Annotated in this window: 20 protein-coding genes; 7 read left to right on the forward strand and 13 right to left on the reverse strand. The window is 63.8% G+C overall.

Translation table 11 applies throughout. The features are described 5' to 3' along the window. The first annotated feature begins 87 nt into the window (after positions 1 to 87). The 6 genes from XW59_RS26540 (at position 88) to XW59_RS26565 (ending at position 6,697) form a co-directional block, all read left to right on the forward strand. Positions 88 to 2,166 carry a TonB-dependent receptor gene (locus XW59_RS26540; protein ID WP_136068477.1) on the forward strand — a complete coding sequence of 693 codons (2,079 nt, stop codon included), beginning with the start codon at positions 88 to 90 and terminating at the stop codon, positions 2,164 to 2,166. Between the two features lie 40 nt (positions 2,167 to 2,206). Beyond that, complete coding sequence (locus XW59_RS26545; RefSeq protein ID WP_047148416.1) at positions 2,207 to 2,974, forward strand: siderophore-interacting protein; 768 nt, start codon at positions 2,207 to 2,209, stop codon at positions 2,972 to 2,974. A 34-nt stretch (positions 2,975 to 3,008) separates the two neighbouring features. Continuing rightward, positions 3,009 to 3,923: a siderophore ABC transporter substrate-binding protein gene (locus XW59_RS26550; protein WP_047148417.1), complete on the forward strand. Its 915-nt coding sequence runs from the start codon at positions 3,009 to 3,011 to the stop codon at positions 3,921 to 3,923. An 89-nt stretch (positions 3,924 to 4,012) separates the two neighbouring features. Next, positions 4,013 to 4,990 carry an iron chelate uptake ABC transporter family permease subunit gene (locus tag XW59_RS26555; RefSeq protein WP_047148418.1) on the forward strand — a complete coding sequence of 326 codons (978 nt, stop codon included), beginning with the start codon at positions 4,013 to 4,015 and terminating at the stop codon, positions 4,988 to 4,990. A 31-nt stretch (positions 4,991 to 5,021) separates the two neighbouring features. Beyond that, entirely contained in the window at positions 5,022 to 5,948 is a 927-nt protein-coding gene (locus tag XW59_RS26560) for an iron chelate uptake ABC transporter family permease subunit (RefSeq protein WP_246666235.1), read from the forward strand. Next, the gene (locus XW59_RS26565; RefSeq protein ID WP_047148420.1) at positions 5,945 to 6,697 is read left to right on the forward strand and encodes an ATP-binding cassette domain-containing protein; all 753 of its coding nucleotides are present in this window, start codon (positions 5,945 to 5,947) and stop codon (positions 6,695 to 6,697) included. Before XW59_RS26560 ends, XW59_RS26565 begins: the two co-directional genes overlap by 4 nt. A 78-nt stretch (positions 6,698 to 6,775) precedes the next feature. Here the strand turns inward: XW59_RS26565 and XW59_RS26570 are convergent, their stop codons facing one another. The 11 genes from XW59_RS26570 to XW59_RS26620 form a co-directional block, all read right to left on the reverse strand. Then, the gene (locus tag XW59_RS26570) at positions 6,776 to 8,350 is read right to left on the reverse strand and encodes an ABC transporter substrate-binding protein (protein WP_047148421.1); all 1,575 of its coding nucleotides are present in this window, start codon (positions 8,348 to 8,350) and stop codon (positions 6,776 to 6,778) included. A gap of 27 nt (positions 8,351 to 8,377) precedes the next feature. Further along, complete coding sequence (locus tag XW59_RS26575) at positions 8,378 to 9,466, reverse strand: DUF917 domain-containing protein (protein WP_047148422.1); 1,089 nt, start codon at positions 9,464 to 9,466, stop codon at positions 8,378 to 8,380. A gap of 2 nt (positions 9,467 to 9,468) precedes the next feature. After that, positions 9,469 to 10,578, reverse strand: a complete 1,110-nt coding sequence (locus tag XW59_RS26580) for a DUF917 domain-containing protein (protein ID WP_052958505.1) — start codon at positions 10,576 to 10,578, stop codon at positions 9,469 to 9,471. Next, positions 10,571 to 12,130 (reverse strand): hydantoinase/oxoprolinase family protein, encoded by a 1,560-nt coding sequence (locus tag XW59_RS26585; RefSeq protein ID WP_047148424.1) that lies wholly within the window; start codon positions 12,128 to 12,130, stop codon positions 10,571 to 10,573. Before XW59_RS26585 ends, XW59_RS26580 begins: the two co-directional genes overlap by 8 nt. A gap of 35 nt (positions 12,131 to 12,165) precedes the next feature. Continuing rightward, positions 12,166 to 13,845 carry an ABC transporter ATP-binding protein gene (locus XW59_RS26590; RefSeq protein ID WP_047148425.1) on the reverse strand — a complete coding sequence of 560 codons (1,680 nt, stop codon included), beginning with the start codon at positions 13,843 to 13,845 and terminating at the stop codon, positions 12,166 to 12,168. Between the two features lie 3 nt (positions 13,846 to 13,848). Continuing rightward, the gene (locus XW59_RS26595; RefSeq protein ID WP_047148426.1) at positions 13,849 to 14,724 is read right to left on the reverse strand and encodes an ABC transporter permease; all 876 of its coding nucleotides are present in this window, start codon (positions 14,722 to 14,724) and stop codon (positions 13,849 to 13,851) included. After that, positions 14,724 to 15,752, reverse strand: coding sequence for an ABC transporter permease (locus tag XW59_RS26600; RefSeq protein ID WP_047148465.1), 1,029 nt, complete (start codon positions 15,750 to 15,752; stop codon positions 14,724 to 14,726). The genes XW59_RS26595 and XW59_RS26600 overlap by 1 nt, the downstream gene beginning before the upstream one ends. A gap of 120 nt (positions 15,753 to 15,872) precedes the next feature. Then, positions 15,873 to 17,777 (reverse strand): LuxR C-terminal-related transcriptional regulator, encoded by a 1,905-nt coding sequence (locus XW59_RS26605; protein WP_052958501.1) that lies wholly within the window; start codon positions 17,775 to 17,777, stop codon positions 15,873 to 15,875. A 123-nt stretch (positions 17,778 to 17,900) separates the two neighbouring features. Next, positions 17,901 to 19,142 (reverse strand): saccharopine dehydrogenase family protein, encoded by a 1,242-nt coding sequence (locus XW59_RS26610; protein ID WP_047148427.1) that lies wholly within the window; start codon positions 19,140 to 19,142, stop codon positions 17,901 to 17,903. A 41-nt stretch (positions 19,143 to 19,183) separates the two neighbouring features. Next, on the reverse strand, positions 19,184 to 20,281 hold the full coding sequence (nspC, locus tag XW59_RS26615; protein WP_047148428.1) for a carboxynorspermidine decarboxylase: 1,098 nt from the start codon (positions 20,279 to 20,281) through the stop codon (positions 19,184 to 19,186). Positions 20,282 to 20,473: 192 nt separating this feature from the next. After that, positions 20,474 to 21,337, reverse strand: coding sequence for an endonuclease/exonuclease/phosphatase family protein (locus tag XW59_RS26620; RefSeq protein WP_082137794.1), 864 nt, complete (start codon positions 21,335 to 21,337; stop codon positions 20,474 to 20,476). A gap of 178 nt (positions 21,338 to 21,515) precedes the next feature. Between XW59_RS26620 and XW59_RS26625 the strand changes: the two genes are divergently transcribed. Beyond that, positions 21,516 to 23,060: a phospholipase D family protein gene (locus XW59_RS26625; RefSeq protein ID WP_082137795.1), complete on the forward strand. Its 1,545-nt coding sequence runs from the start codon at positions 21,516 to 21,518 to the stop codon at positions 23,058 to 23,060. Positions 23,061 to 23,097: 37 nt separating this feature from the next. Here XW59_RS26625 and XW59_RS26630 read toward each other — a convergent pair whose 3' ends face one another. Both XW59_RS26630 and XW59_RS26635 read right to left on the reverse strand, forming a co-directional pair. Continuing rightward, positions 23,098 to 23,307: a KTSC domain-containing protein gene (locus tag XW59_RS26630; RefSeq protein WP_047148429.1), complete on the reverse strand. Its 210-nt coding sequence runs from the start codon at positions 23,305 to 23,307 to the stop codon at positions 23,098 to 23,100. 80 nt (positions 23,308 to 23,387) lie between these two features. Next, positions 23,388 to 23,816: a hypothetical protein gene (locus XW59_RS26635; RefSeq protein WP_052958502.1), complete on the reverse strand. Its 429-nt coding sequence runs from the start codon at positions 23,814 to 23,816 to the stop codon at positions 23,388 to 23,390. Positions 23,817 to 23,833: the final 17 nt, after the last annotated feature.

Consider the following 23,833-nt stretch of genomic DNA (forward strand, 5'->3'; position numbering starts at 1 on the left):
GGAAATGCTCTGAAACATCGCGGTTGATTCACCTGCAGTCGAATTTAATAGGAGTGCCGAAGTCAAGTTTAAACGGGGGCGAAAGTGATGACAATGAACGATGCGGCTCTGCGGTCGGGGGCGGGATATATCGCGTCGACGCGAAAAATGCTCCTCGGCGGCACCTGCGTTGCCATCCTGTTCGCCGCGCCGGCTATAGCCCAGGACGCAATCGAAGAGGAAGCGGTCACAAGCGCGGAAGTCATGCAGCTCGAAACGCTGGTCGTTACCGCTTCCTCGGTTGCCACGGATATCCGCAACGCGCCGGCAAGCATCTCGGTCATCGATAGAACCAGCCTCGAACAAAGGGCCGTAACCGACCTTTCCGAGGCCATCCGTACCGCTCCGGGCGTAAATGTCGGCTTCGGTTCGAGCGGCACGCGAGGCATCAGCATTCGCGGTTTGGGCTCCGGCTATTCGCTGATTCTGGTGGACGGCAAGCGCGTGAATGCCGGGCTGACCACGCTGCGGCATTACAATGGCGACCTGGACTGGGTTCCGATGGAAGCCATCGAGCGCATCGAGGTTGTGCGTGGTCCGATGTCGACACTCTACGGTTCCGACGCGCTCGGCGGTGTCATCAACATCATCACCAAGAAGAGCAGCGAGCGATGGACCGGGTCGCTGACCACCGAATTCCTCCAGCCCGAAAGCAAGGCGACCGGCAGCACCAAGCGGCTCAATGCCTATGTCAGCGGACCGCTTATCCAAGACACGCTCAACTTCACGGCTTTCGGCAACATCAGCAAAAAGAACCCGGACGACCCGACATTCTCGGATGATATCCAGACGCCGCGCGGCACCGAGGACTTCGACCTCACCGGCCGGTTCACCTGGACTCCCACCGACAATCAGGTGATTGATTTCGAGCTTTCCCATGGCCAGGAAAAATACGACCCCTACGTCGCTCCCGGCGAAGAGCCCGCCACGCCGACGACGATCAAACGCACGACGGCGTCGGTGCGCCATGTGGGCGAGTGGGACTTTGGTACGTCCACCATCACCGCTTTCATGGAAAACGCAAAGAACGAGCACGAAATTACCGATAGACAAGGCAATGTGCTCGGCGACGGCATAACCGTCCGCAACTACACGCTGGACGGCAAGCTGGCCATGCCGCTCGAATTTCTGTGGCAGCAGAACCTGACGATCGGCGGCGAGGTGCGGTATGAAGAACTCGACGATCCCGAGAATCTGGGCAAGGATAATTCCGTCATCGGCACGAGCGGCTCGCCCGTTACGGATGCCTGGACCGCGGCTCTGTTCGCGGAGGATCAGATCGAATTTCGCGACGATTTCCGGATGACCGCCGGGCTGCGCTACGATTATCACGACCGGTTCGGATCGCATTTCAGCCCGCGCACCTATTTCATTTATGACGCCACCGAAAGCCTGTCGTTCAAGGCGGGATGGGCGCAGGCCTTCAAGGCACCCAATCTGCGCCAGCTCGACCCGAACTGGGTGCAGACCTCGCGCGGCCGCGGCTGCGGCGCGGTGGGCGGGCCGTGCGAAATGGTCGGTAATCCGGATCTCAAGCCGGAAACCAGCAACAGCTTCGAATTCGGCTTCTATTACGAGAATGCCGGCTGGCAGGGCGGCCTGACCTATTTCTACAACGACATCAAGGACAAGATCACCTCGGCTCGGATTCCCAGCCTGGTCACGCCCGACGGCACGAAATATGTCCAGCAGATCAATGTCGATCACGCTCGCAGCCACGGCATCGAGGGCAACCTCACCATCCCGATCCATCCGGACGTCACCTGGACGAACTCCTTCACCTATCTCTTCGAGGCGAAGAATCTCGAGACCGGCATGCCGTTGTCGGCCGATCCCGAACTGTCGCTGCACACGAACATCTCGTGGCAGATGACCGAGAAGTGGAACGTCTCGACCGCGCTCAGCTACTATGGCAAGCAGGTAGACTACACGCTCACGCCGGAGACACTGGTCGCGCAGAATGTCGATCCATATTTCGTTGCCGACGTCGCGATGCGTTACGACTTCAACGAGAATTTTTCGACCAAGTTCGGCGTCAACAACATCTTCGATTCGCAACCGGAGACGGAGTCGAACTTCAAGGAGAACGGCAGGACCTACTTCATCTCGCTGACCGGTAGGTTCTAGGACACCGGCCGGCACGGCGGAAGAAAACGGAGAAATGCAAATGGCGGAACCTTCGACCAGGGATGATGCGAAACCTGCCGCGCCGTCCGGGCGCCCGCAGCTCAAGGTGTGGGCGGCGCGCGTACGCGCCTCCTCCGACGCACCGGCGAACATGCGCCGCGTCATTCTGGAAATCCCCGGCGCGGAGCAATTCAGCTACGAGCCGGGCCAGGCCATGGTGGTGATGGTGCCGCTCGCCGACGGCACGGTCGGCCGGCGCGACTACACCATCCGCGCGCTCGACAGGGCTGCCGGCACGATTGCGATCGACATATTGAAGCATGGCGAAACGCCGGGTCCCGCATGGGCGATCGCCGCCAAGCCGGGCGACACGATCGAGATCAAGGGACCGCGCGGCAAGACGGTGTTCAGCCCTCGGGCGGATTGGCATCTGCTGACCGGCGACGAGACCTGCATTCCCGCGATCGCGCACATCCTGGAGACGATGCCCGCCGGAACCAAGGCCCATGTCTTCATAGAGGTGGACACGCCGGCCGACGAGATAAAGCTGGAGACGCGGGCGGAGCTTTCGCTGGTCTGGCTCCATCGCAACGGCGCTCCCGCCGGGCCGGGAAACCTCATGTCCGACGCCGTGGCGGAATTCGAGCTGCCGGCGGGACGCGGGCAGGCCTACATCATCGGCGAGACCAGTAATGTGCGCAGGCAGCGCCAGGATCTCGTCGCGCGCGGCCTGTCGCGCGAGCAGATTCTCTCCGAAGGCTATTGGCGTCCGGGCCGCATCGGCGGCCACGACCATGTCGACGACTAGCGCCCATTCAAGATTTTATGAAGGAATATCAACGATGAAGAAGCTTCTGTTCGCAGGCATTGCGATAGCCCTGTCGCATTTCGTGCTTGCAGCGCCGGCGCAGGCCGCGACCATCACCGTGACACATGCCCAGGGCGGGACCGAGCTGCCGGAGAACCCGCGGAAGGTGCTGGTGTTCGACCTCGCCTCGCTCGACACGCTCGATGCGCTCGGCGTCGAGGTGGGCGGCGTGCCCTCCGGCAACCTGCCGGCCTATCTCTCCAAATATGCTTCCGACGACATCGCCAAGGTCGGTTCGCTCTTCGAGCCCGATTTCGAGGCCGTGAACGCGGCCGAGCCGGATCTCATCATCGTCGGCGGACGTTCATCGCCGAAATATGCCGAACTTTCCCGCCTCGCGCCGACAATCGACATGACTCTCGACCAGTCCGACTATCTCGGCAGCATGAAGAAGAATGTCGAGACGTTGGCGAGGATCTTCGGCAAGGAGGAGGAGGCTGCCAAGCGCCTCGCCGCGCTGGACGAGGCGGTCGCCGGGCTCAGGAAGAGCGGCGGGGAAGCAGGTAGCGTGCTGGTCATTCTCACCACCGGCGGGCGCATGAGCGCGCATGGTCCGGGCTCGCGCTTCGGCGTGGTCTATGCCGATTTCGGGCTCAAGCCGGCCGCCGAGGGACTGGACACCGGCAATCACGGCCAGGCCATCTCGAACGAGTTCATTCTGGAAACCAATCCGGACTGGCTCTTCGTCGTCGATCGCGATGCCGCGATCGGCCGCGAAGGCCAGGCGGCACGCCAGTTGCTCGACAATGAGCTCGTCGCGCAGACCACCGCCTGGAAGAACGACCAAGTCGTCTATCTCGACCCTGCCTCCTGGTACCTCGTCGGCGGCGGGCTGACGGCGATCGGCAACAGCGTCAAGCAGATATCGGACGCCTTCGCGCGGAATTGATCCTCGCTACGACGACATTTATGGTGGCCGACCCTTCTGGGTTGGCCGCCTTGTTGTTATGAGGTGCCGAATTCGTCCGGAAGTTTCTCTTGAAACCGCTTTCGCCTGCCACTCTCCTCCCCGCTCTCCTTCTGGTCGCAGCGCTCGCTGTCGGCAGCCTTTTCGTCGGCGTCAGCGATGTCTCGCCGAGCGCGCTCTTCCGGGAAGGTTTCGACGGGCGGGCCGCACAGGTGCTGCTTGCCAGTCGCGTGCCGCGCACGCTGGCGTTGATCCTGGCGGGGGCGGCAATGGCAGTGGCGGGCCTTATCATGCAGATGCTGGTGAGGAACCGTTTCGTCGAGCCTTCGACGGTCGGTACGGTGGAATCGGCGACGCTCGGCATACTTGTCGTCACCATCTTCGCGCCTGACCTGCCGGTCTTCGTGAAGATGCTGGTCGCGGCCGCCTTCGCGCTCGCCGGCACGGCGCTGTTCCTGCGCATCCTGCGTGCGGTACCGCTGCGTTCGATTCTGATGGTTCCGCTGATCGGCATCCTGCTTGCCGGTGTCATCGGAGCCATAACCACCTTCTTTGCCTATCGCTATGATTTCCTGCAGTCGCTGAATGCCTGGACGACGGGTGACTTTTCGGTCGTCCTGCGCGGGCGCTACGAGCTTCTCTGGATATCGGCGGCCATGACGGCCGCCGCCTATCTCGCCGCCGACCGCTTTACCGTCGCAGGGCTGGGCAAGGAATTTTCCACCAATCTCGGCCTCAATCACGAGCGCGTCGTCGCGCTCGGGCTGGTGATCGTGGCGCTGGTGTCGGCGGTCGTGGTGGTTTCGGTCGGCGTCATCCCGTTTCTCGGACTGATCGTTCCCAACGTCGTCAGCCTGATGATTGGCGACAATGTGCGGCGCGCCCTGCCATGGGTCGCCATCATAGGTGCCGGCTTCGTGCTCGCCTGCGACATCGTCGGGCGGCTGGTGATCTATCCTTACGAGATCCCGATCGGAACGATCATGGGCGTGGTGGGAAGCTTCTTCTTCCTCTACCTGCTTTTGCGGAAGAACGCCCGTGTCGCCTGAGACGAGAAACAAGCGGGTCGCCGCGGTTTGCATCGTCCTGGCCGTTTTGGCGGCCGCGGCGATCGTCGCCTTCATGACGCTCGGCGCGCGCGGAAGCTGGAGCTTCATCCTGCCGTTCCGCGGGGCGAAGCTGGCGGCCTTGCTGCTCGTCGCGGTGTCGATCGCCGTCTCCACGGTGATCTTCCAGACGGTGACCAACAACCGCATCCTGACGCCGTCGATCATGGGTTTCGACGCGCTCTACGTGCTGATCCAGACGGTGCTGGTGTTCTTCCTTGGCGCGGTTCAGGTCTCGGCAGCGGATCCGCGCCTTCTTTTCGTCGCCGAAGCGGCGATCATGACTGCCTTCGCCGGCTTGCTCTACCGCTGGCTCTTCACCGGCGCGGTCCGCAGCCTGCATCTTCTGATGCTCGTCGGCATCGTCTTCGGCATCTTCTTCCGCAGCATTTCCAGCTTCCTCCAGCGCATCATCGATCCGAGCGAGTTCCTGGTCCTGCAGGACAGGCTCTTCGCCAGTTTCAACACGGTCGATTCGACGCTGCTCGGCATATCGGCGCTGATCGTGATGCTGGCCGTTGCCGTGGTCTGGCGGCTCCTGCCGGTGCTCGACGTGCTGGCGCTCGGCCGCGAGACCGCGATCGCGCTCGGCGTCGACCACCGCCGCATGGTCGCGGTCGTTCTTATCCTGGTCACTGTCCTCGTCGCCGTCTCGACCGCGCTCGTCGGACCGGTCACCTTCTTCGGCCTGCTGGTGGCGAACCTCGCCTATCTCGCCGTGCCCAGCGCGCGGCATCGGGTCGTGCTGCCGGTCGCCGCGCTACTGGCGATCATATTCCTGGTCGGCGGCCAGGTGATCCTGGAACGCGTGCTCGCCTTCGACACCGCGCTTTCCATCGTAATCGAATTCGTCGGCGGCCTGGTCTTCATTGTTCTCGTCGTCAGGGGTGCTGCTCGATGATCGAGCTCGACAAGATCACCAAATCCTATGGGGAAACGGTCGTCGTCGACGGCGTCTGCATCTCGCTGCAGAAAGCCGGCGTGACCGCGATCATCGGACCCAACGGAGCCGGCAAGTCGACCCTGCTGTCGATCGTCGGCCGTATCCTCGGCGCGGATGCGGGAACGGTGCACATCGACGGCATGGACGTCGCGCGGACGCCCGGCGACGCGCTGGCGCGGCGCTTGTCGCTGCTGCGCCAGGAAAACCACATGTCGGCGCGCCTGACGGTACGCGACCTCGTCACCTTCGGCCGCTACCCGCATTCGAAGGGGCGCTACACGGCCGACGATGCCGCGCATGTCGAGCGGGCGATCGGCTTTCTCGGTCTCGAGCCGCTCGCCGACCGCTTCCTCGACGAACTGTCCGGGGGGCAGCGCCAGCGCGCGTTCATCGCCATGGTGCTGTGTCAGGACACCGACTACGTGCTTTTCGACGAGCCGCTGAACAATCTCGACATCAAGCACGGTGTCGCCATCATGCGGCTCATCCAAAGAGCTGCGCGGGAGCTCGGCAAGACGGTCATCGTCGTCCTGCACGACATCAACATCGCGGCCGCCTATTGCGACCGGATCCTGGTGATGAAGGACGGCCGCATCGTCGAGCATGGCGAGCCCGCCGAAATCATGAAGGACGAGCTTCTCAGCGCGATTTACGAGGCGCCGATCACCGTCCATCGGATCGAGGATCGCCTGGTGGCGATCTATTGATCCGGCGGCCCGCCGGCAAAAGGAAACGGGCTCCCACCGAAGCGGAAGCCCGTGCAAGAACGTATTTCGATTAAAGGCTTATCCCTCGCACTTCCAGTACATGCGCGAGAAATCGTAGTCCCAACTCTGCATCGGAACCTCCTTGTAGCCCTGCAGGCACTTGTGCGCCGCCATGCGCTTGAGCTGCGTCAGAAGCGGCACCTCGGCCTGCTTGTCGTGCAGCTTCGCCTGGATTTCCTTGTAGACGTCGTTGCGGGCGTCGGCATCCACCGTTTCCCGCGACTTGTCGATCAGCCCGTCGATCTGCGGATCGGCGGCCCAGGACATCGACGACCAGGTGCCGGCCGCCTTGGAGTGATATTGCACGAAGAACACCGAATCCGGCGAGGGATAGGTCGGGCCGTAGAAGACCTGCGTCGTGTTCGGCGTCGTCTCCGGCTTCGTTGCCAGCTCGGTGATGCGGTTCCACGGTTCCGGCTGGAGGTCGACGGAGAAACCGATCGATTCCAGCGTCGCCTTGAACAGAAGCCCGATTTCCTCCTCGAACGCCGTGTTGGCGACGTAGGAGTGGCTGATCTTGATCGGTTCCTGACCGGCATATTTCGACTTAGCGACTTCCTCGGCGGCCTTTTCGAGGTTGAACTCGGGTTCCGGGAGGGTGTCGAGGAAGGCATCGGCAAAAAGCGGCGCCAGCGCGCTCTTCATCTCCCCGCCCGGATAGATCACGTCGCGGATGGTCGCGTAATCCATCGCATAGGCGATGGCGCGGCGGATGTGGACGTCGTCGGTGGGCGCGAGCTTGTTGTTGAGCTTGAGGTAGAAGCCGGTGGCCGTCTGCGCCTTGATCACCTTGTAATTGTCCAGCGCCTCGATCGCGGCGTAGGTTTCGTTGCTCTGGTACTGCGAGGACATGCCCAATTCGCCGCGCTGCGCCAGCGCCCGGACAGTGGCCTCGTCGCGCGTCACCACGAAGCGCAGTTCGTCGACCGGCCGCTCGTTCGGCCAGCCGGCGTGATAGCCCTCGTAGCGCCGCAGGATCATCTCGGCGCCGCGGGTCCAGCCGGTCAGGCTGTAGGGGCCCGCGCCGGCGCTGTTTTCTCCGAGATAGTTTTCCGCCCACTCGCCGTCATTCTGCTCGCCGAGCAGGTCGGAGTTGACGACCAAGATCAGCGGCGTGTTGGAGATGAAGGGCGCGTAGACGCGTTCGAGCTTGATCTCGACCGTCATGTCGTCCACCGCGCGGACGTTCTCCGGCTTGACGAGATCGGAGAACAGATAGGCCGGACCCTCGTTGAGCGTCAGCAGCCGCTTCATCGAATAGACCACGTCCTTGGCCTCGACCGGGCTGCCGTCCTGGAAGGTGGCGCCTTGCTTGAGCTTGAAGGTGTAGGTCTTGTTGTCGTCGGAGACTTCCCAGCTCTCGGCGAGCTGCGGCACGACGGCGCCGTCGCTGTCGACGGTGGTGAGCGCGTCGTAGAGGTTCACCGCCGCCATGTATTCGGTGTAGTCGGTTATCTTCGCGGGGTCGACGGTGCCGAAAATCTGCACCACGTTGACGACGAGCGAGAGCTTGTCCTGGGCGAGCGCGGGAGACGCCAGCGCGGTCGACGCGGCCAGCGCGACCGCCAACAGGGATCGCTTGATGATTTTCATTGCAGGTTCCTCTTCTGTAATGCCCGTTCAGCGGGACAATTGGTTGATCGGCACGTAATCGCGCTCGTATCCAAAGTAGCGGGGGCCGACGAGCTCCAGCCCCTCCGGCGTTGCCCACTGCGGATCGCAGGCAAGGCCGATCATGGTCACCGCGAGACCGTAACGAAGCTGCTCAGTGGTCACCGGCAGTCCGCCATCCGCATCGAGCGCGCAGATCAGATCGGGCGTCACGGCGAGGAGATCGCCCCGGTCGTCCTCGCAAATCAGGAACTCGTTCTGGAAATCGACGGTGAAGGTGCGGCCTTCATCCTGCTCCATTCCCTTGAAGACGGCGCGGCCGCGCGCAAATCCACCGATCGTACGCCGATCGATGTCGACGACGCGCCCGCTGAAAAGACGGTTTCCGTCCAGCCGCCGCACCAGGGCGTCGGCCGGATTGCGGCTCGCCTTGCGCTCCGAGGCCATGGTCTCACCGATCTCCTTGATCAGCGACATGGAGCCTCGCAGGATACCACGCTTCACCTCCGCGCCGCTCATCGGATAGAGCGCGACGAGCGCGGCCCCGCCCATCTCCACCGTCTGACAGCGCGCGAGACGTTCCGTCCATCGGTTCGAAATGGCGTTGATGACGGAGCTGTTGCCCTTGTCGTCGGCCAGCACCATCGGGGTGGCGGAAATGCCGTGGATGGTGAGCGTCACCATCTGCAGTTCCGGGAAAGCGCGGCCCATTCCGTCGCCATCTATCAAGGGCAGGCCGGTGGCGGCGGCCACCGCATACGGGATCGTCGAGTTGAGCCCGCCGGCCTCGATGCAGATCAGCGCGTCGGCCTTGCGCCCGAGGAAGGTTTCGAGCTGCGCGAGCGCCTCGCGGGCTTCCTCGCCATTCGGCAGCTTTTCGAGCATCACGGTCGGCGCGCCCATCATGCAGACGGGGATGCACAGCGCGTCGTCGGCGAGCTCATCGACGGAGATGACCTTCACCGGCCCGTGCCGCGCAATCGCCTGCCTTGCCATCAACTTGCCGATATAGGGATCGCCGCCACCGCCGGTGCCGAGAAAGGCACCGCCGAGGGCGATCGCGTCCATGTCCTCGACATTCACCATGAAGGACGCCATCGTCATGCCTCCTGTTCAGTGCTCATCGGTTTGAAAACGACGTCCTTGAATCCGAAGCCCTTCGGCCCGACGACCTCCAGCGCCTCCGGGCTGCGCAGCAGCGGATGGCAGGGGATGGCGAGCACCGCAACGCGCTGGCCGTAGCGCAGCATCTCGGTGGTGATCGCGGCACCGCTGTCGGCATCGAGGATGACGATCAGGTCGGGGACGATCACTTCCACGGTGCCGTTGCGGGAGAAGATCAGGAATTCGTTCTGGATGTGAACGGCGGCCTCGTCGCCCTCATAAGCCTCGAAGCCCTGGATGATCGCCTCGCCGCGCACGAAGCCGCCGGCAAGTTGCCGCTTGAGGTCGGTGATCTTGCCGCGGAAGACGACCTTGCCGCCTTCGTTGGCGCAGACCGCCTCGACCGGGTCGCGGTTCGCCTTGCGGGCGCCAAGCACCGCGTTTCCGAGCGAGATCGCCTTGGTGTAGGAATCGGGTATCGCGAACTGCTTTACGAACTCGCCCGACATCGGCGCACTGGCAAGCGTCGAGGCTCCGCCTTGCGCGACCACGCAGGCGCGCGCCATCCGCTCATGCCAGACCTCCGAAATGGCATGGTCGAAGATGACGACGTTGCCGTGGGGGTCGCACATGACGCTCGGCGTCGAGCGATGGCCGTAGATGGAATAGGTGGTCATCTGCATTTCGGGGAAGGCGCGGCCCATGCCGTCGCAGTCCACCACCGGCAGCCCCGCCATCGCCGCCGTGATCAGCGGCTCCATCGAATTCTGGCCGCCGATCTCCTCACAGGCGATGGCATCGACCTTGATGCCCAGCCGCTCCTCGAGCGCGCGGACGCAGCGCAGGCCCTCGCGCCCCTCCTTGATGCGCTCATGCGAGACGAGCGGAGCGCCTATACCGCCAAGGGAGACGACCTTGGCATCGTCGGGCAGATCCGTGAGCGGCATGATCTCCATCGTGTAGCCCTCGCGAAGGGCCTGGCGCGCGCGCAGCTTGCCGACATAGGGATTGCCGCCGCCGCCGGTGCCGAGAATGCCGGATCCGATTTCCAGCGCCTCGATCATTCCCTCGTCGAGACGCCATCTGTTGCTGGTACGATCAAGCATCATAGCCACCCATCTCACCCACCACCTTGACGTGAATGCGGGTCGCATTGCCGGGCAAATAGGCCAGCGGCACGTCCTCGCGTTCGATCGTCTCGATCGTCGCCGCGTCGGCGCCCGAACGGATCGCCTTCTCGCGAGCCTCGTCCTCCGCCTGCTTCAGGCAGATGTCGCGGGTCAGGCCGTTCTCCAGCGAGAAGATCCGATCGACCTCGCCGCTGATCTGCGCGATCGCCGCGCCGACCGCATTGGCGACGGCGAAGTTCTCGGGCCTGATCACCTTCAGGTCCCCGAGTTGGTCGGGCATGAGGATCGAGCCGCCGCCGACGGCGATCACCGGCACCGGCTCGGGCGAAAGGCGCGTGCGTTCCACGGCGCGTTCGAGCATCGCGGCGATCTCCGCCTGCGCGGCCTGGAGGAGTGCCGGGTCGAGCGAGCGGACCGCGTCGGCCGAGCCGACCTGAGCACTGCCGCTCGCCACCGCGATGTCGGTGGCCGTGAGCGTGTCGCCGCCGAACACCAGCGCTTCCTTGGTGATGCGGTAGCCCACGGATTGGGGGCCGACCGCGACCTGGCCGTCCGATTTCCGCCGGACCAGCGAACCGCCGCCGAGGCCGATCGAGAACACGTCGGGCATGCGGAAATTGGTCCTGACGCCGCCGATGTCGACGACGGTCGCCGCCTGCCGCGGGAAACCGTGCTGCAGCGAGCCGATATCGGTGGTCGTGCCGCCGATGTCGACCACGATGCCGTCGCGCACGCCGGTCAGGAAGGCCGCGCCGCGCATCGAATTGGTCGGGCCCGACGCGAAGGTGAGGACGGGGAATTTCTTCACCGTTTCCGCGCCCATAAGCGTGCCGTCGTTCTGGGTGATGAAGAACGGGCAGTCGAGGCCGGCCGACTGCAGCGCCTTGGCGAAGGCTTCAACCGTGCGGTCGCTGAGCGCCAGCAGGCTCGCGTTCATGATCGCCGCGCTCTCGCGTTCGAGCAGGCCGATGCGGCCGATATCGCTCGACAGGACGACGGAGATGTCGGGGCGCTTCCTGAGCAGGCGCTCCCTGGCCGCCTTCTCCATCTCGGCATTGATCGGGCCGAAGACCGAGGTGATGGCGGCTGCCTCGATGCGCTTGGCGGCGAGATCATCGGCTATGCGGTCGATCTCGTCGAGGTCGAGCGGCGCGATCTCACGACCATCGAACTCATAGCCGCCGCGCACGAGATAGCCATGGCCGCCGGCCGCCTCGCGCAGGTCGTTCGGCCAGTCCACCATTGGTGGCAGGCAGGCCGTGGCAGGCAGGCCGAGCCGGATCGCGGCGACGGGGTTGATGTGCTTGCGCTCGATGACCGCATTGGTGAAATGCGTGGTGCCGATCATCACATTGGTGATCTTCGCGCGGTCGACGCCGGCCTTGGAGATCGCAGCCTCCATGGCCTCGAGCACGCCGGAGGTGACGTCCTCCGTGGTGGAGGCCTTGACCCCCGCGAGCACCGTGCGCCCCTGCATGACCACCGCATCGGTGTTGGTGCCACCGACGTCGATCCCTAGACGATACATGACTGTCTTTCCTGCTTTGTTGAGCTCATTTGTCCTCAGGCCGCCGTGTCGACGAGATATCGGCGTCGATCCTCGTCGCTTACGGCGGGCTTCCGCTTTTCTTCCTCGTCGCTGATCACCGGCACGGCGGCGATCAGGGCGCGGGTATAGGGGTGTTCGGGTGTCTCGAAGACCTGGCGCGGCTCGCCGGCCTCGACGATCTCGCCACGCAGCATGATGGCGATGCGGCTGCAGAAATTGCGCATCAGCGAAAGGTCGTGGCTGATGAAGAGATAGGTCAGCCCAAGCTCCTCGCGCAGCCGCGTCAGAAGCGCGATGACGTTCTTCTGCACCGACACGTCGAGCGCCGATGTCGGCTCGTCGAGCACGATGATCTCCGGATCGGCCGCCAGCGCTCGCGCGATCGCGACGCGCTGCTTCTGGCCGCCGGAGAGCTCGTGCGGATATTTCGAGACGTAGTGATCGGGCAGGTCCACCTGCAGCAGCAATTCGCGGATCCGGTCCTCCACCGCCTTGCCGCGCATGCCGGCGAAGGCGAGCGGCACCCGCAGCGTCTGTCCGACCGTGCGCTTCGGATTGAGCGAGGTGCCGGGGTTCTGGTAGACGATCTGAATCTTGCGCCGGAAGGCGGCGCTGCCGCGCTGTTCCTCGACCGGTTTTCCGTCGATCCGCAGCTTGCCGTCGGAGGCGCGGATCAGGCCCATAATCATGCGCGCCACCGTGGTTTTGCCAGACCCGGATTCGCCGGCGAGGCCAAACACCTCGCCGCGGCGAATGGCCAGCGAGACGTCGTTGACGGCGACGTGCCGGTGCCCCCTGCCGAAGAGCGGCCGGTCCTCGAATACCTTGGAAACACCGTCGATCTCGACGATCGCATCGCCCGCCGCGGGTTCCTGATCGGTCACGTTCGCGCCGTAGAGCGGGGGGATCGCGTCGATGAGCTGTCGCGTATAGGCCTGCCGCGGTCGCGAGAATATCTCCGAAAGCGGTCCGTGCTCGACGATCTCGCCATGCCGCATGACGTAAATCTCGTCGGCCATCTGGCGCACCACGCCGAGATTGTGGGTGATCATCAGCAGCGACAGCCCGTTTTCCGCGACGAGCCGGTTGATCAGCTTCATGATCTCGTCCTGCGTCGTCACGTCGAGCGCGGTACCCGGTTCGTCGGCGATCAGCAGTTGCGGCTGGTGAAGCAGCGACAGCGCGATGAGGACGCGCTGGCGCATGCCGCCGGAAAGCTGCGAGGGATAGGCCGCGCAGACGCGCTCCGGATCGGCGAGCTGCACCTTGCGCAGCACCTCGAAAATGCGCTGGCGACGCTCGGCCGTCGACGATCTGTTGCCGAGCCGCAAATCGGCGAAGCGCATCACGTCGTCGAGATGCCGGCCGATCCTGAACACCGGATTGAAGGAGGAGAGCGGGTCCTGCATGATGATCGAGAAGGCGGTGCCCTTGAGCGCGTCGCGCTTGCCCCGGGGCATCGCCAGCACGTCATCTCCCTTGAACAGGATGCGGCCGCTCTCGATCTTCGCGTTGCCGGGCAGGGTGCCCAGGATCGCCTTGCTGGTGACCGACTTGCCGGAACCGGTCTCGCCGATCAGCGCCACGCGTCCGCCCTGCGGAATGGCGAGCGTCACATCCTTCAGGACGTGCAGGCGCCGGCCATAGGTGTGGAACGAAACGTCGAGCCCGTCGACCTTGAGGAGTTCGCTCATCGCTCAGACCTCCACGTCGAACATGTCGCGCAGGCCGTCGCCGAGCAGGTTGAAGCCGAGCGTGGCGTAGAAGATCGCGAAGCCCGGAGCCAGCACTCCCCACCACATTTCCGGCAGGAACTGGCGCCCGTCGGCGACCATGGAGCCGAGATCCGGCGTCGGCGGTTTCACGCCGAGGCCGAGGAATGAGAGCGTCGCCCCGAACAGGATGACGAAAGCGGCGTCGAGCGTCGTCTTGACCGATATCACGGAGATGCAGTTGGGCAGGATTTCCCGCGTGAGGATGTGCCAGTGGCTCGCGCCGGCGAGCCGCGCCGCCTCGACGAAATCCTCCGAGGCGATGGATTTGGAGACGCGGTAGACAAGCCGCGCATGCCAGGTCCACCACAGAAGCGTGATGGCGATCATCGCATTGACGAGATTGGGTTCCAGCACGTTGCCGATGGCGAGCGCCATGACCAGCGGCGGGATTGCCAGCATAACGTTGGTGAAGCCGGTGATGATCTTTTCGGTCCAGCCGCTGAAATAGCCGGCGAGGAGGCCGAGCGCCGAGCCGATGGGGACGGCGATCGCCAGGACGCCGACGACCAGCAGCAGCGATATGCGGAAGCCGAAGATGACACGGGTCAGGATATCGCGACCGACCTTGTCGGTGCCGAGCCAGTAGGTCCAGTCCGGCGCGGCGTGGCGGGCGCGGAAATTGACCGCCGCGCCGACATGCTCGGGGTAGGGCGCGATCAGCGGCGCGAAGACCGCCAGCACCACGACGGAGATGACCATCAGTGCACCGATGATGGCGGTCGGGTTCCGCGTGAAGCTGTACCACGCCATGTAGCGCGGGGTGAGGGCGTTCGTGAAATCGGTTTCCGTCGCGGCCATCAGTTGGTCTCCTTCAGCCGCAGGCGCGGGTCGATCACCAGGAGAATGAGGTCGATCACGATGTTGGCGACGATGAAGAACAGGCCGGAGATCAGCACCACGGCCATCACCGCGTTCAGATCTTTCTGCAGGATCGCCTCGAGCCCGTAGGAAGCGAAGCCGCCCCAGGAAAAGACCAGCTCGACGACGAAGGCGTTGCCGATCAGCGAGGCGAACTCCAGGCCCATGATCGTCAGCGGCGCGATCGAGGAGAGCTTGAGGAGGTAGCTGAAGACGATGACGCGGTCCGGCACGCCGAAGGATTGCAACGTCAGCACGTGATCGCGGCGCTGATGCTCGATCATGGCGGAGCGGGTGATGCGCGTGATCTGGCCGATGCCGGACATGGCGAGGGCCAGCGCCGGGAACAGCACGCGCTGGAAGGCGTCGGTGAAGACGTCTAACCGGCCATGGACGAGGGAGTCGACCAGCAGCAGCCCGGTCGGTCCAACCGGTGGACTGAGCCCGTGATTGATGCGGCCGATGATCGGCCAGTCGGTGAGGAAATAGGCGGCGAAGAGCTGCAGCAGGATCGCGAAAAGGAAGCTCGGCATCGTCACGCCGACGATGGAGAAGAAGCGGCCGGTGTTGTCGATCCAGCTATTGCGGTAGCGCGCGGTGACGACGCCCAGCGGGATCGCCACCAGCGTCATGATCACGATCGTGACGATGACAAGTTCGAGGGTCGCCGGCAGAAGCGCCGCTATCTCGCGCGTCACCGGGCGGCTGGAAATCAGCGAACGGCCGAGATCGCCGTGCAGCGCGTTCCAGATATAGGCGAAGTACTGCTTGATGACGGGCTCGTCGAGACCCATCGCCAGACGCATCGCGTCCACCTGTTCCTGCGTGGCGCTCGGGCCGAGCGCGATGCGTGCCGGATCGCCGGGCACCACGCGTGCGAGCACGAAAATCATCAGCGAAAGGACGAAAAGCACGCCGATGAAACCGGCGATCCGCTTGGCGAAGGTCTGGAGGTAGTTCTCCTGCATCGAGGCCCCTGTCATGCCGCGCCTTCAACTGGGCGCGGTTTCCAGGCTCATGTTGCGACTCCGGAGAGGCCGTCTTCAATAAGTTTGAAGTATAGGTTTTCTCAATTCTGGTATAGGTTTTCAGCCGATCCAGCCGAGCGCGCGGGCCGACGAGATCGCCTCCGCGCGCTTCCGGCATCCCATCTTCCGGTAGATGTTCGTCAGGTGGAACTTGACCGTGACCTCGGAGAGCCGTAGCTGCCGCGCGACGAATTTATTGGTGCCGCCTTCCGCCGCGAGACGCAGAACCCGCAGCTCCTGGTGCGTCAACGGCGTCCTTGCCGGTTCGGCGCGCGCCATCAGCCCCTGCAGCTTCCGCATCACGCTTCGCCGCTCGGTGGAGGCAAGCGCGTGGCCGGCGATGCGCTTGTCGTCCAGGAGCGTGTCGAACAGCGCGGTATCCCTCAGCAGATGGGTGACGATGCCGATGCGGGCGATGTCTTCCAGCAGGTTGGAAAACAGCCATCGGGCGCGGGTGACGTCGCGATGCATCCTCGCCAGATAGGCCGCCCAGAGTTGCAGGCGCCCGCGTTCGCGCTCGCCGATATTCTCGTTGCGCAGCAGTGCCTCGACCTGATCGCGCAGCATGGGGCGGCGCGGCACGTGCTGGATGAGGTGGCGCAGCCACGCCATCGCCAGCTCGATCTCGATCGGATCGACAAGCCGGGTCAGCGCCTCCTCGGCGCTCTCCACCCATGTCAGGTTGATGCGTGATTGCACCGTCATCAGCTTGTCGGCGGCGGACTGCCAGCGGTTGGCGGACTGGAGGATATCGACCTCCCGCATGGTGATGGCGAGGTTGAAGCGTCGCGAGCGCCACTCCTGTACCCGCCATCTGTCGAGAAAGCTGATCGCGGCGCCCAAGCCGACCTGACGGCTCAGCACCTGGCTGCAATAGACCAGCGCGAGCTCGACCACGGTCGGCCAGATTTCGCCATAGGCGAACTTGTCGAACTCCTCGGTGATGAAGCGCACCAGCGCGTCGGGCTCGCCCTTCTCGAAGCCGACGACCGCCTCGAGCAGGTGAAGCAGGCGGCGGTCGGTGGGTGTGTCGAAACTCACGCGCTCGAGCGAGGCGCGCGCGCCCCTCAGCGAGATTTCCGCCTGGCCGAGCAGCCCGCGCCGCAACAGGATGACGACACTGTGCAGCTCGATATAGAACACCAGAAGATGCGCGTCCGCCTGACTGTAATGATAGTGAGCCCGCTTGGCGATGTCCTCGGCGATGTCGAGTTCCTGCCTCTGGTAGGAGACGGACAGCATCGCGTTGTAGAAGCCGCCCCGGTGAAGGTGGTCGTCGATCGGAAATTCGGCCAGCATGTCGAAGAGCCGTTCGCGCAAATCGTTTGAGACGACGTAGTCCTCGTAGATCGCCATCACGAAGCGGAACGCGCGTACCGGAAGGGAATATATCGCGCGAGCGCGGATCACGGCATCCAGGCTCAGCATGTCGTCGCCGTAGCGGCGGACCATGAGAAAGCGGGCATGGGTCACGTTGCCCGATTTCAGCGCGTGCATCGCCCGAGAAAGGATAAGTGTCTCATCGGTTTCCGCGAGTTCATTCGGAAAATGCTTGAGCACGTCGAGGCAGGCGTCGTTTCCATGATAGTGGATGAAGTAGACCCCGCCTTGCCGCCGATAGAGCGCAAGGGCGCCCTGGTGGTCGCCGCGATCCTGCAACGCGCGTATCTCGGTGACCGGGTCGGGTGCCGCTCCCGCCGCCTGGTTTCCGGAGAAAGCCGCGTGCAGGAGAACCGCCGCCTCGGCCGAATGAATGCGCAGCCGTCGCGCACCGGGTTCCCAGCCGATCACCGATGGCATCAGCGCGGCGAGCCGTTTCGCCGCCGCTGCCTCGCTGCCGATGATCGGGATGCCGGCTGCAAGCTCGTCACAAGCGTCCGCCGCCAGGCGCCGGAGCAGTTCCCTTTGCCGGCCGGTAAGAAGCTTCGCGAGGTCGGCGACGACGGCCGGTGCCAGCTTGTCCATGAAGCGCCTATATCGAGGCGAACGCGCAGGGACGCAAGTACCGGCTTGCCGGAGAACCGGATCAAGCGTGAAAAAGCCCGCCGTGGTGGTCGCGGCGGGCTCGAGCTCCGTGCGGGGCGCGTCTCAGTCGAACTGGAGCGCGCGGTCGCCGGCCTCGTCGCGGATGCGGGTCGGAAGACCCATGCGATCGAGGAGGGCGAGGAAAGGACGTGGTGGCAGGTCCTCCACATTCGCCATCTTGCCGACGTCCCATTTGCCCTCGGCAATCAGCAGCGCGGCGGCGACCGGCGGCACGCCGGCAGTATAGGAGATGCCCTGGCTGCCGACTTCCGCATAGGCTTCGGCGTGGTCCGCGACGTTGTAGACGAAAACCTCGCGCTCCTTGCCGTCCTTCGTGCCCTTGATCAGGTCACCGATGCAGGTCTTTCCGGTATAGCCGGGCGCCAGCGACGAGGGATCGGGCAGCACGGCCTTGACCACCTTGAGCGGCACGATCTCCTGGCCCTCGGCCGTCTTGACCGGCTGCTCCGAAAGCAGGCCCAGATTCTTCAAGACCGTGAAGACGGTGATGTAGCGCTCGCCGAAACCCATCCAGAAGCGGACGTTGGGGACGCCGAGATTCTGGGAGAGTGAGTGGACTTCGTCGTGGCCGGTCATGTAGGTGGTGCGGGAGCCGACGACCGGCAGATCCCAGTCCTTGCGGATTTCGAACATCTCGTTCGAGGTCCATTTGCTGTCCTGCCAGGACCAGACCTGACCGGTGAACTCCCTGAAATTGATCTCCGGATCGAAATTCGTCGCGAAATAGCGGCCATGGTCGCCGGCATTCACGTCGATGATGTCGATCGAATCCATGCGGTCGAAATACTCGTCCTTGGCGAGGCGCGCATAGGCGTTGACCACGCCGGGGTCGAAGCCGGCACCGAGAACCGCCGTCACTCCGGCCTTCTCGCATTCCTCGCGCCGTTTCCATTCGTAATTGGCGTACCAGGGCGGGGTCTCGCAGATCTTGAGCGGGTCTTCGTGGATCGCGGTGTCGATATAGGCCGCCCCCGTCGCGATGCATGCCGAAAGGACCGGCATGTTCACGAAGGCCGACCCGACATTGATGACGATCCGGCTTCCCGTCTTCTCGATCAGCGCCGTCGTTGCGGCAACGTCCGTTGCATCGAGCGCATGCGCCTCGATCCGGCCCTGCGTCTTCATGCTCTCCTTCTCATGAACGGAGGCGATGATCGCTTCGCATTTCGCCACGGTGCGCGAGGCGATATGGATGTCGCCAAGCACGTCGTTGTTCTGCGCGCATTTGTGCGCGACGACCTGCGCCACGCCGCCGGCACCGATGATGAGGACGTTTTTCTTCATTTCGGGGGTTGGTCTCCTTTTTCCTGTGATCCCCGAGCCTTCTAGGAAAGGCTCTGCTCGTAGTCCGCGAAGGTGAACTCGCGCGCCAGCCTCACGCTGCCGTCGAGCTCGCGTATGGCGATCGAGGGCATCCTGACGCCATTGAACCAGTTCTTTTTGACCATGGTGTAACCGGCCGCGTCCTGTATCGAAATGCGTTCACCGACCTTCAGTCGTTCCGGAAAGCGGAATTCGCCGAAGACGTCGCCCGCCAAGCACGACTTGCCGCAGACCATATAGGCGTGCGGGCCCTCGTTCGGCTCGATCTCGGCGCTCTCGCGATAGATCAGGAGGTCGAGCATGTGGGCCTCGATCGAGCTGTCGACGATGGCGAGGTCCTTGCCGTTGAAGAGCGTATCGAGGACGGTCACCTCGAGCGTCGTGCTCTTGGTGACCGCGGCCTCGCCGGGCTCCAGATAGACCTGCACGCCGTATTTCTCCGAGAATCCCTTCAGACGTTTGCAGAAGGCGTCGACCGGATAGTTCTCGCCGGTGAAATGGATGCCGCCGCCGAGGCTGACCCAGTTCACACGGTGAAGAAGGTCACCGAACTGGTCCTCGATTCGCATCAGAAGCTGGTCGAAGAGGTTGAAGTCCTCGTTCTCGCAATTGTTGTGGATCATGAAACCGTCGATGCGGTCGATCACGGAGCGCACCTTCCCGGCATCCCATTCGCCGAGCCGGCTGAACGGACGGGCGGGATCGGCAAGGTCGAATTCGGAGGAGCTGACGCCGGGATTGAGCCTCAGGCCGCGGATCATCGACGCGGTCTTTTCCTCGAAGCGCTCGAGCTGGCCGATCGAGTTGAAGATGATCTTGTCCGCGTTGGCGATCACTTCGTCGATCTCGTCGTCGGCATAGGCGACGCTGTAGGCATGCGTCTCGCCGCCGAATTTCTCGCGCCCCAGCTTCACCTCGTAGAGCGAGGAGGACGTCGTTCCGTCCATATATTCGCGCATCAGGTCGAAGACCGACCAGGTGGCGAAGCATTTGAGCGCCAGCACCGCCTTGGCGCCGGATTCCCTGCGGATGCGGGCGATCGTTTCCAGGTTGGAAAGCAGCTTGCGCTTGTCGATCAGATAATAGGGCGTGCGGATCATGGACGGTATCCGGGTTCTCATTCTCGGGAAGGTGGGGTCATACGCAACGCCTCGACCGGGAACAAGCCATCAGGAGGCATTTGGCAGGGGCTCGATGTCGCGGCGAGCGCAGATGTAACCCGCCAATGTGACAGATGGACGGAAAACGCCGCGGAAAACCGGGCGCGCGGGCCGGCGCTTTTCAGCGCATTGTCAGGCAGCGACCGACAGGGCGTCCGAAGCCGATTCCCCGGTGGGTTCTCCAGCCAGCTTGACGGCTGCCTTGATCGGCAGATGATCCGACGCGACGCGTGCCAGCGGCGTATCGTGAACCTCGACATGCGCGACCAGCTCGCGCTGGTTGGCGATGACGCGATCGAGCGGCCAGATCGGAAACCGCGACGGAAAGGTCGGCAGCGGCGGGTGGGCAGGCCCGAAGGCCTCGTGCAGGGCCTTGAGCGAAGATTTCGTGCCGTCCCGGCGCTCGTTGAGGTCGCCCATGAGCAGGGTCGGGGTGTCGCTGTCGGCCAGAGCCTCGGCCAGAAGCATATCCACCTGCTTGGAGCGGGAGCGCCGCAGCAGGCCGAGATGGGCGGCCACCACGCGCAGGCGGCCGTCGGTAAGATCGAGGTCGACCATGAGGGCGCCGCGCGGCTCGACGCCGGGCAGCGTCACCTCGCGCACGTCCCTGATCGTGCCGTCCCGAAAAAGCAGCACATTGCCGTGCCAGCCATGGCTCTTGCGGCGCCTGGAAAGCGGGACGGGAACGAGCCCGGTTTCGCGGCCGATGTCTTCGAGGTCGAGCAGGCCGGCCCGTTCGCCGAAGCGCTTGTCGGCTTCCTGCAGCGCCAGCACGTCCGCGCCGATCTCGCGTATGACGGCCGCGGTGCGCTCGGGATCGAAGCGACGGTCGGTGCCCACGCATTTATGGATATTGTAGGAGGCGACGGACGTGTGCGGCCCTTCCGGGCGCTGCTTCGGCGCATTCCGCGCACATGATCTCCATTCCGGTCTGAACTCCGCGATAGGACGCAGAAGCAAGGAGGATATGACCGGGCTGGCGTTTCTTCGGATCATGCGTGTGAAATTCTCCCGTGGTCGGAGGCTCGACATTTCGGCGGGCGCGGCCGTACGCATATTCTCGGCGTAACGGCTCTGACACTGATGATTGTCAATAATATGGTTGTTCGCCACGTATTTTTCCACATTGGGCCCGATCAGGACATAGGAAGATGGTCGAAGACAACGGAGGATCATGAACACTCTTCTGATCTTGGCGGCCTCGGCTGCCTTGTTCATGCTGATGTCGACGCTCGCCGTCTATTCCTTCGGCCGCTTCGCGAGGCAGGCGAGGGGAGCGAAGAGCTTTGCCTTGCCGGTCCGCGACGGGGAGACGCAGCTCGACGTGATGACCTCCGGGCTTGGCGCCGGCGATGGGGGCCAGCACGGCCTGATGCTGCTGGCCGACAATATGAGGGCCTTCGCGCTGCGCGTCGATCTTGCGCGCAACGCGGGGCGCGGCCTCGATCTGCAGTATTATTACTGGAAGGACGACCTGACCGGTGGGCTGCTTGCGCGGGAAATCGTGAGAGCGGCGGATCGCGGCGTGCGCGTCCGGCTGCTGCTCGACGACATCAACATGCGTGACGACCGCGACCATCTCGCCCTCGACCGCCATCCGAACATAGAGATAAGGCTGTTCAACCCAAGCCGGAACCGTGCAGCCGGGCTGCGTCGCGGCTTCGAGCTTCTGCTGCGTATCTTCAGCTCCACACGCCGGATGCACAACAAGATGTGGATCGCCGACGGCAGGGCGGCGATCATCGGCGGCCGCAACATAGGCGACGCTTATTTCGACGCCTCCGATGCCGCCAATTTCCGCGACATGGATCTGCTGCTGGTCGGACCATGCGTGACGCAGGCGGAGAATATCTTCGACGATTTCTGGAACAGCGCCGCGGTGCTGCCGATCAGGTCGCTGGCCGACCGGCGGGTCGGCGATCTCGACCGGTTCCGGGAGAAGATGGAACGGATGATGCAGGGGCCTTCGACCAAGCCCTATCTGCAGGAAATCGTCGAGGAGCACGGACGCAGGCCGATCGGCTTCGGCAGTTCCGCGTTTCACTGGACCGGCGAAGCGCAGGTGATTTCCGATCCCCCGCAGAAGGCGGATGGTGGGAGGCGGGCAAATTGGCTCGTCGAGGCCATCTTCCCGATGATCATGGAGGCGGATCGGGCGGTCGGGATCATCGCTCCCTATTTCATTCCAGGCGTTACGGGCGTGCGCCGCATGGCCGATCTGGTCGCCAGGGGGACGGAGGTGACGGTTCTCACCAATTCTCTCGCGGCCACCGACGTGGCCGCGGTGCACGGAGCCTACGCGCCTTACCGAAAACCGCTTCTGGAAGCGGGAGTGCGGCTTTACGAACTCAAGCCCGAGTTTCCGCGGCAGAAATTGACCCTGTTCGGATCGCGCGCGGCGAGCCTGCACACCAAGGCCTTCATGATCGACGGCGAAAGCGGTTTCGTCGGCTCGTTCAATTTCGATCCGCGCTCGTTTTCGCTGAACACCGAAATGGGCGTGCTGTTCACGCATCCGGCCCTGGTCGAGGAGATGAACGTCGAGTTTCGGGCGCAGCTCGGTTCCGAAAGCAGCTATCACGTCGTCCTCGACAAGGGGAAGGTGAGGTGGGAGGACGGCGCCGCCCCGAACCTTCTCTACAAGGAGCCGCAGGCGAATTGGGGACGTTGGCTCGTTGCAACGATAATCGGCTGGCTGCCGCTCGAATCGCAATTGTAGCCGCCGTCGCGAGCGAACGCCGGATGCTCGATCGATTTCAGGAAGCTCTGTCGACCAGCCGGTATTCGTATTTGTCGCGGATGTGGGCGTTGAAGAACCGTCCCTTGGAGGCTGCACGCTTGAACGCCGCATAGGTTTGCGGTGACACGCCCTCGTAATCGTACCGGTTTCCGGAGGGCACGAACCACACCGACAGCGTGCGTGCCGTCGGGTCGTAACTGGTCCTGCGAATTGCGGTCGAAGGCATGACTCCCTTCCTCAGACGTCCGGAGAATAAACCCGGACCGCCGTCGGGGGTTCCGTGATGCGCGTCTTCAAAAACGCGACTTAAGGCTCCGTGTAGCCGACGACCTCGAATTCGAAGCGCGCGGCGGTGGCCGGGTCGGTGGAGAACAGGAGCGCGCCCCGGCGGGAAGAACCGGCCGGAACGTAGGTGAACTGAATTTCCCGCTCCTCGACGCCGCCGGGCCCCGGATCCAGCGTGCCGCGAACCACGACGTCGGCGGCGGTTTCGTCGCCGTGGTTGCGTAGAAGGACGGTGACGTGAAAATCGCCGTCGATGTTCTCCACGCTTTCCATCGTGGCGGTGAAGCTCGGAGGCCGGCCGTCGGAGGAGATTGCCTTGTAGCCGAAATAAACGAGTCCGCTGCAGACGAGGACGCCGGAGGCGACGCCGATGATCCATTCCACTGTTTTGGCGGTGACGATGGGTGCCTTTCCGCCCTTGCTCTTGTTCCATCGCTTCGTTTGGCTCATCGGCGTGCCCGTTTGAA

Source organism: Aquamicrobium sp. LC103, assembly GCF_001014615.2.
Taxonomy (GTDB): domain Bacteria; phylum Pseudomonadota; class Alphaproteobacteria; order Rhizobiales; family Rhizobiaceae; genus LBCQ02.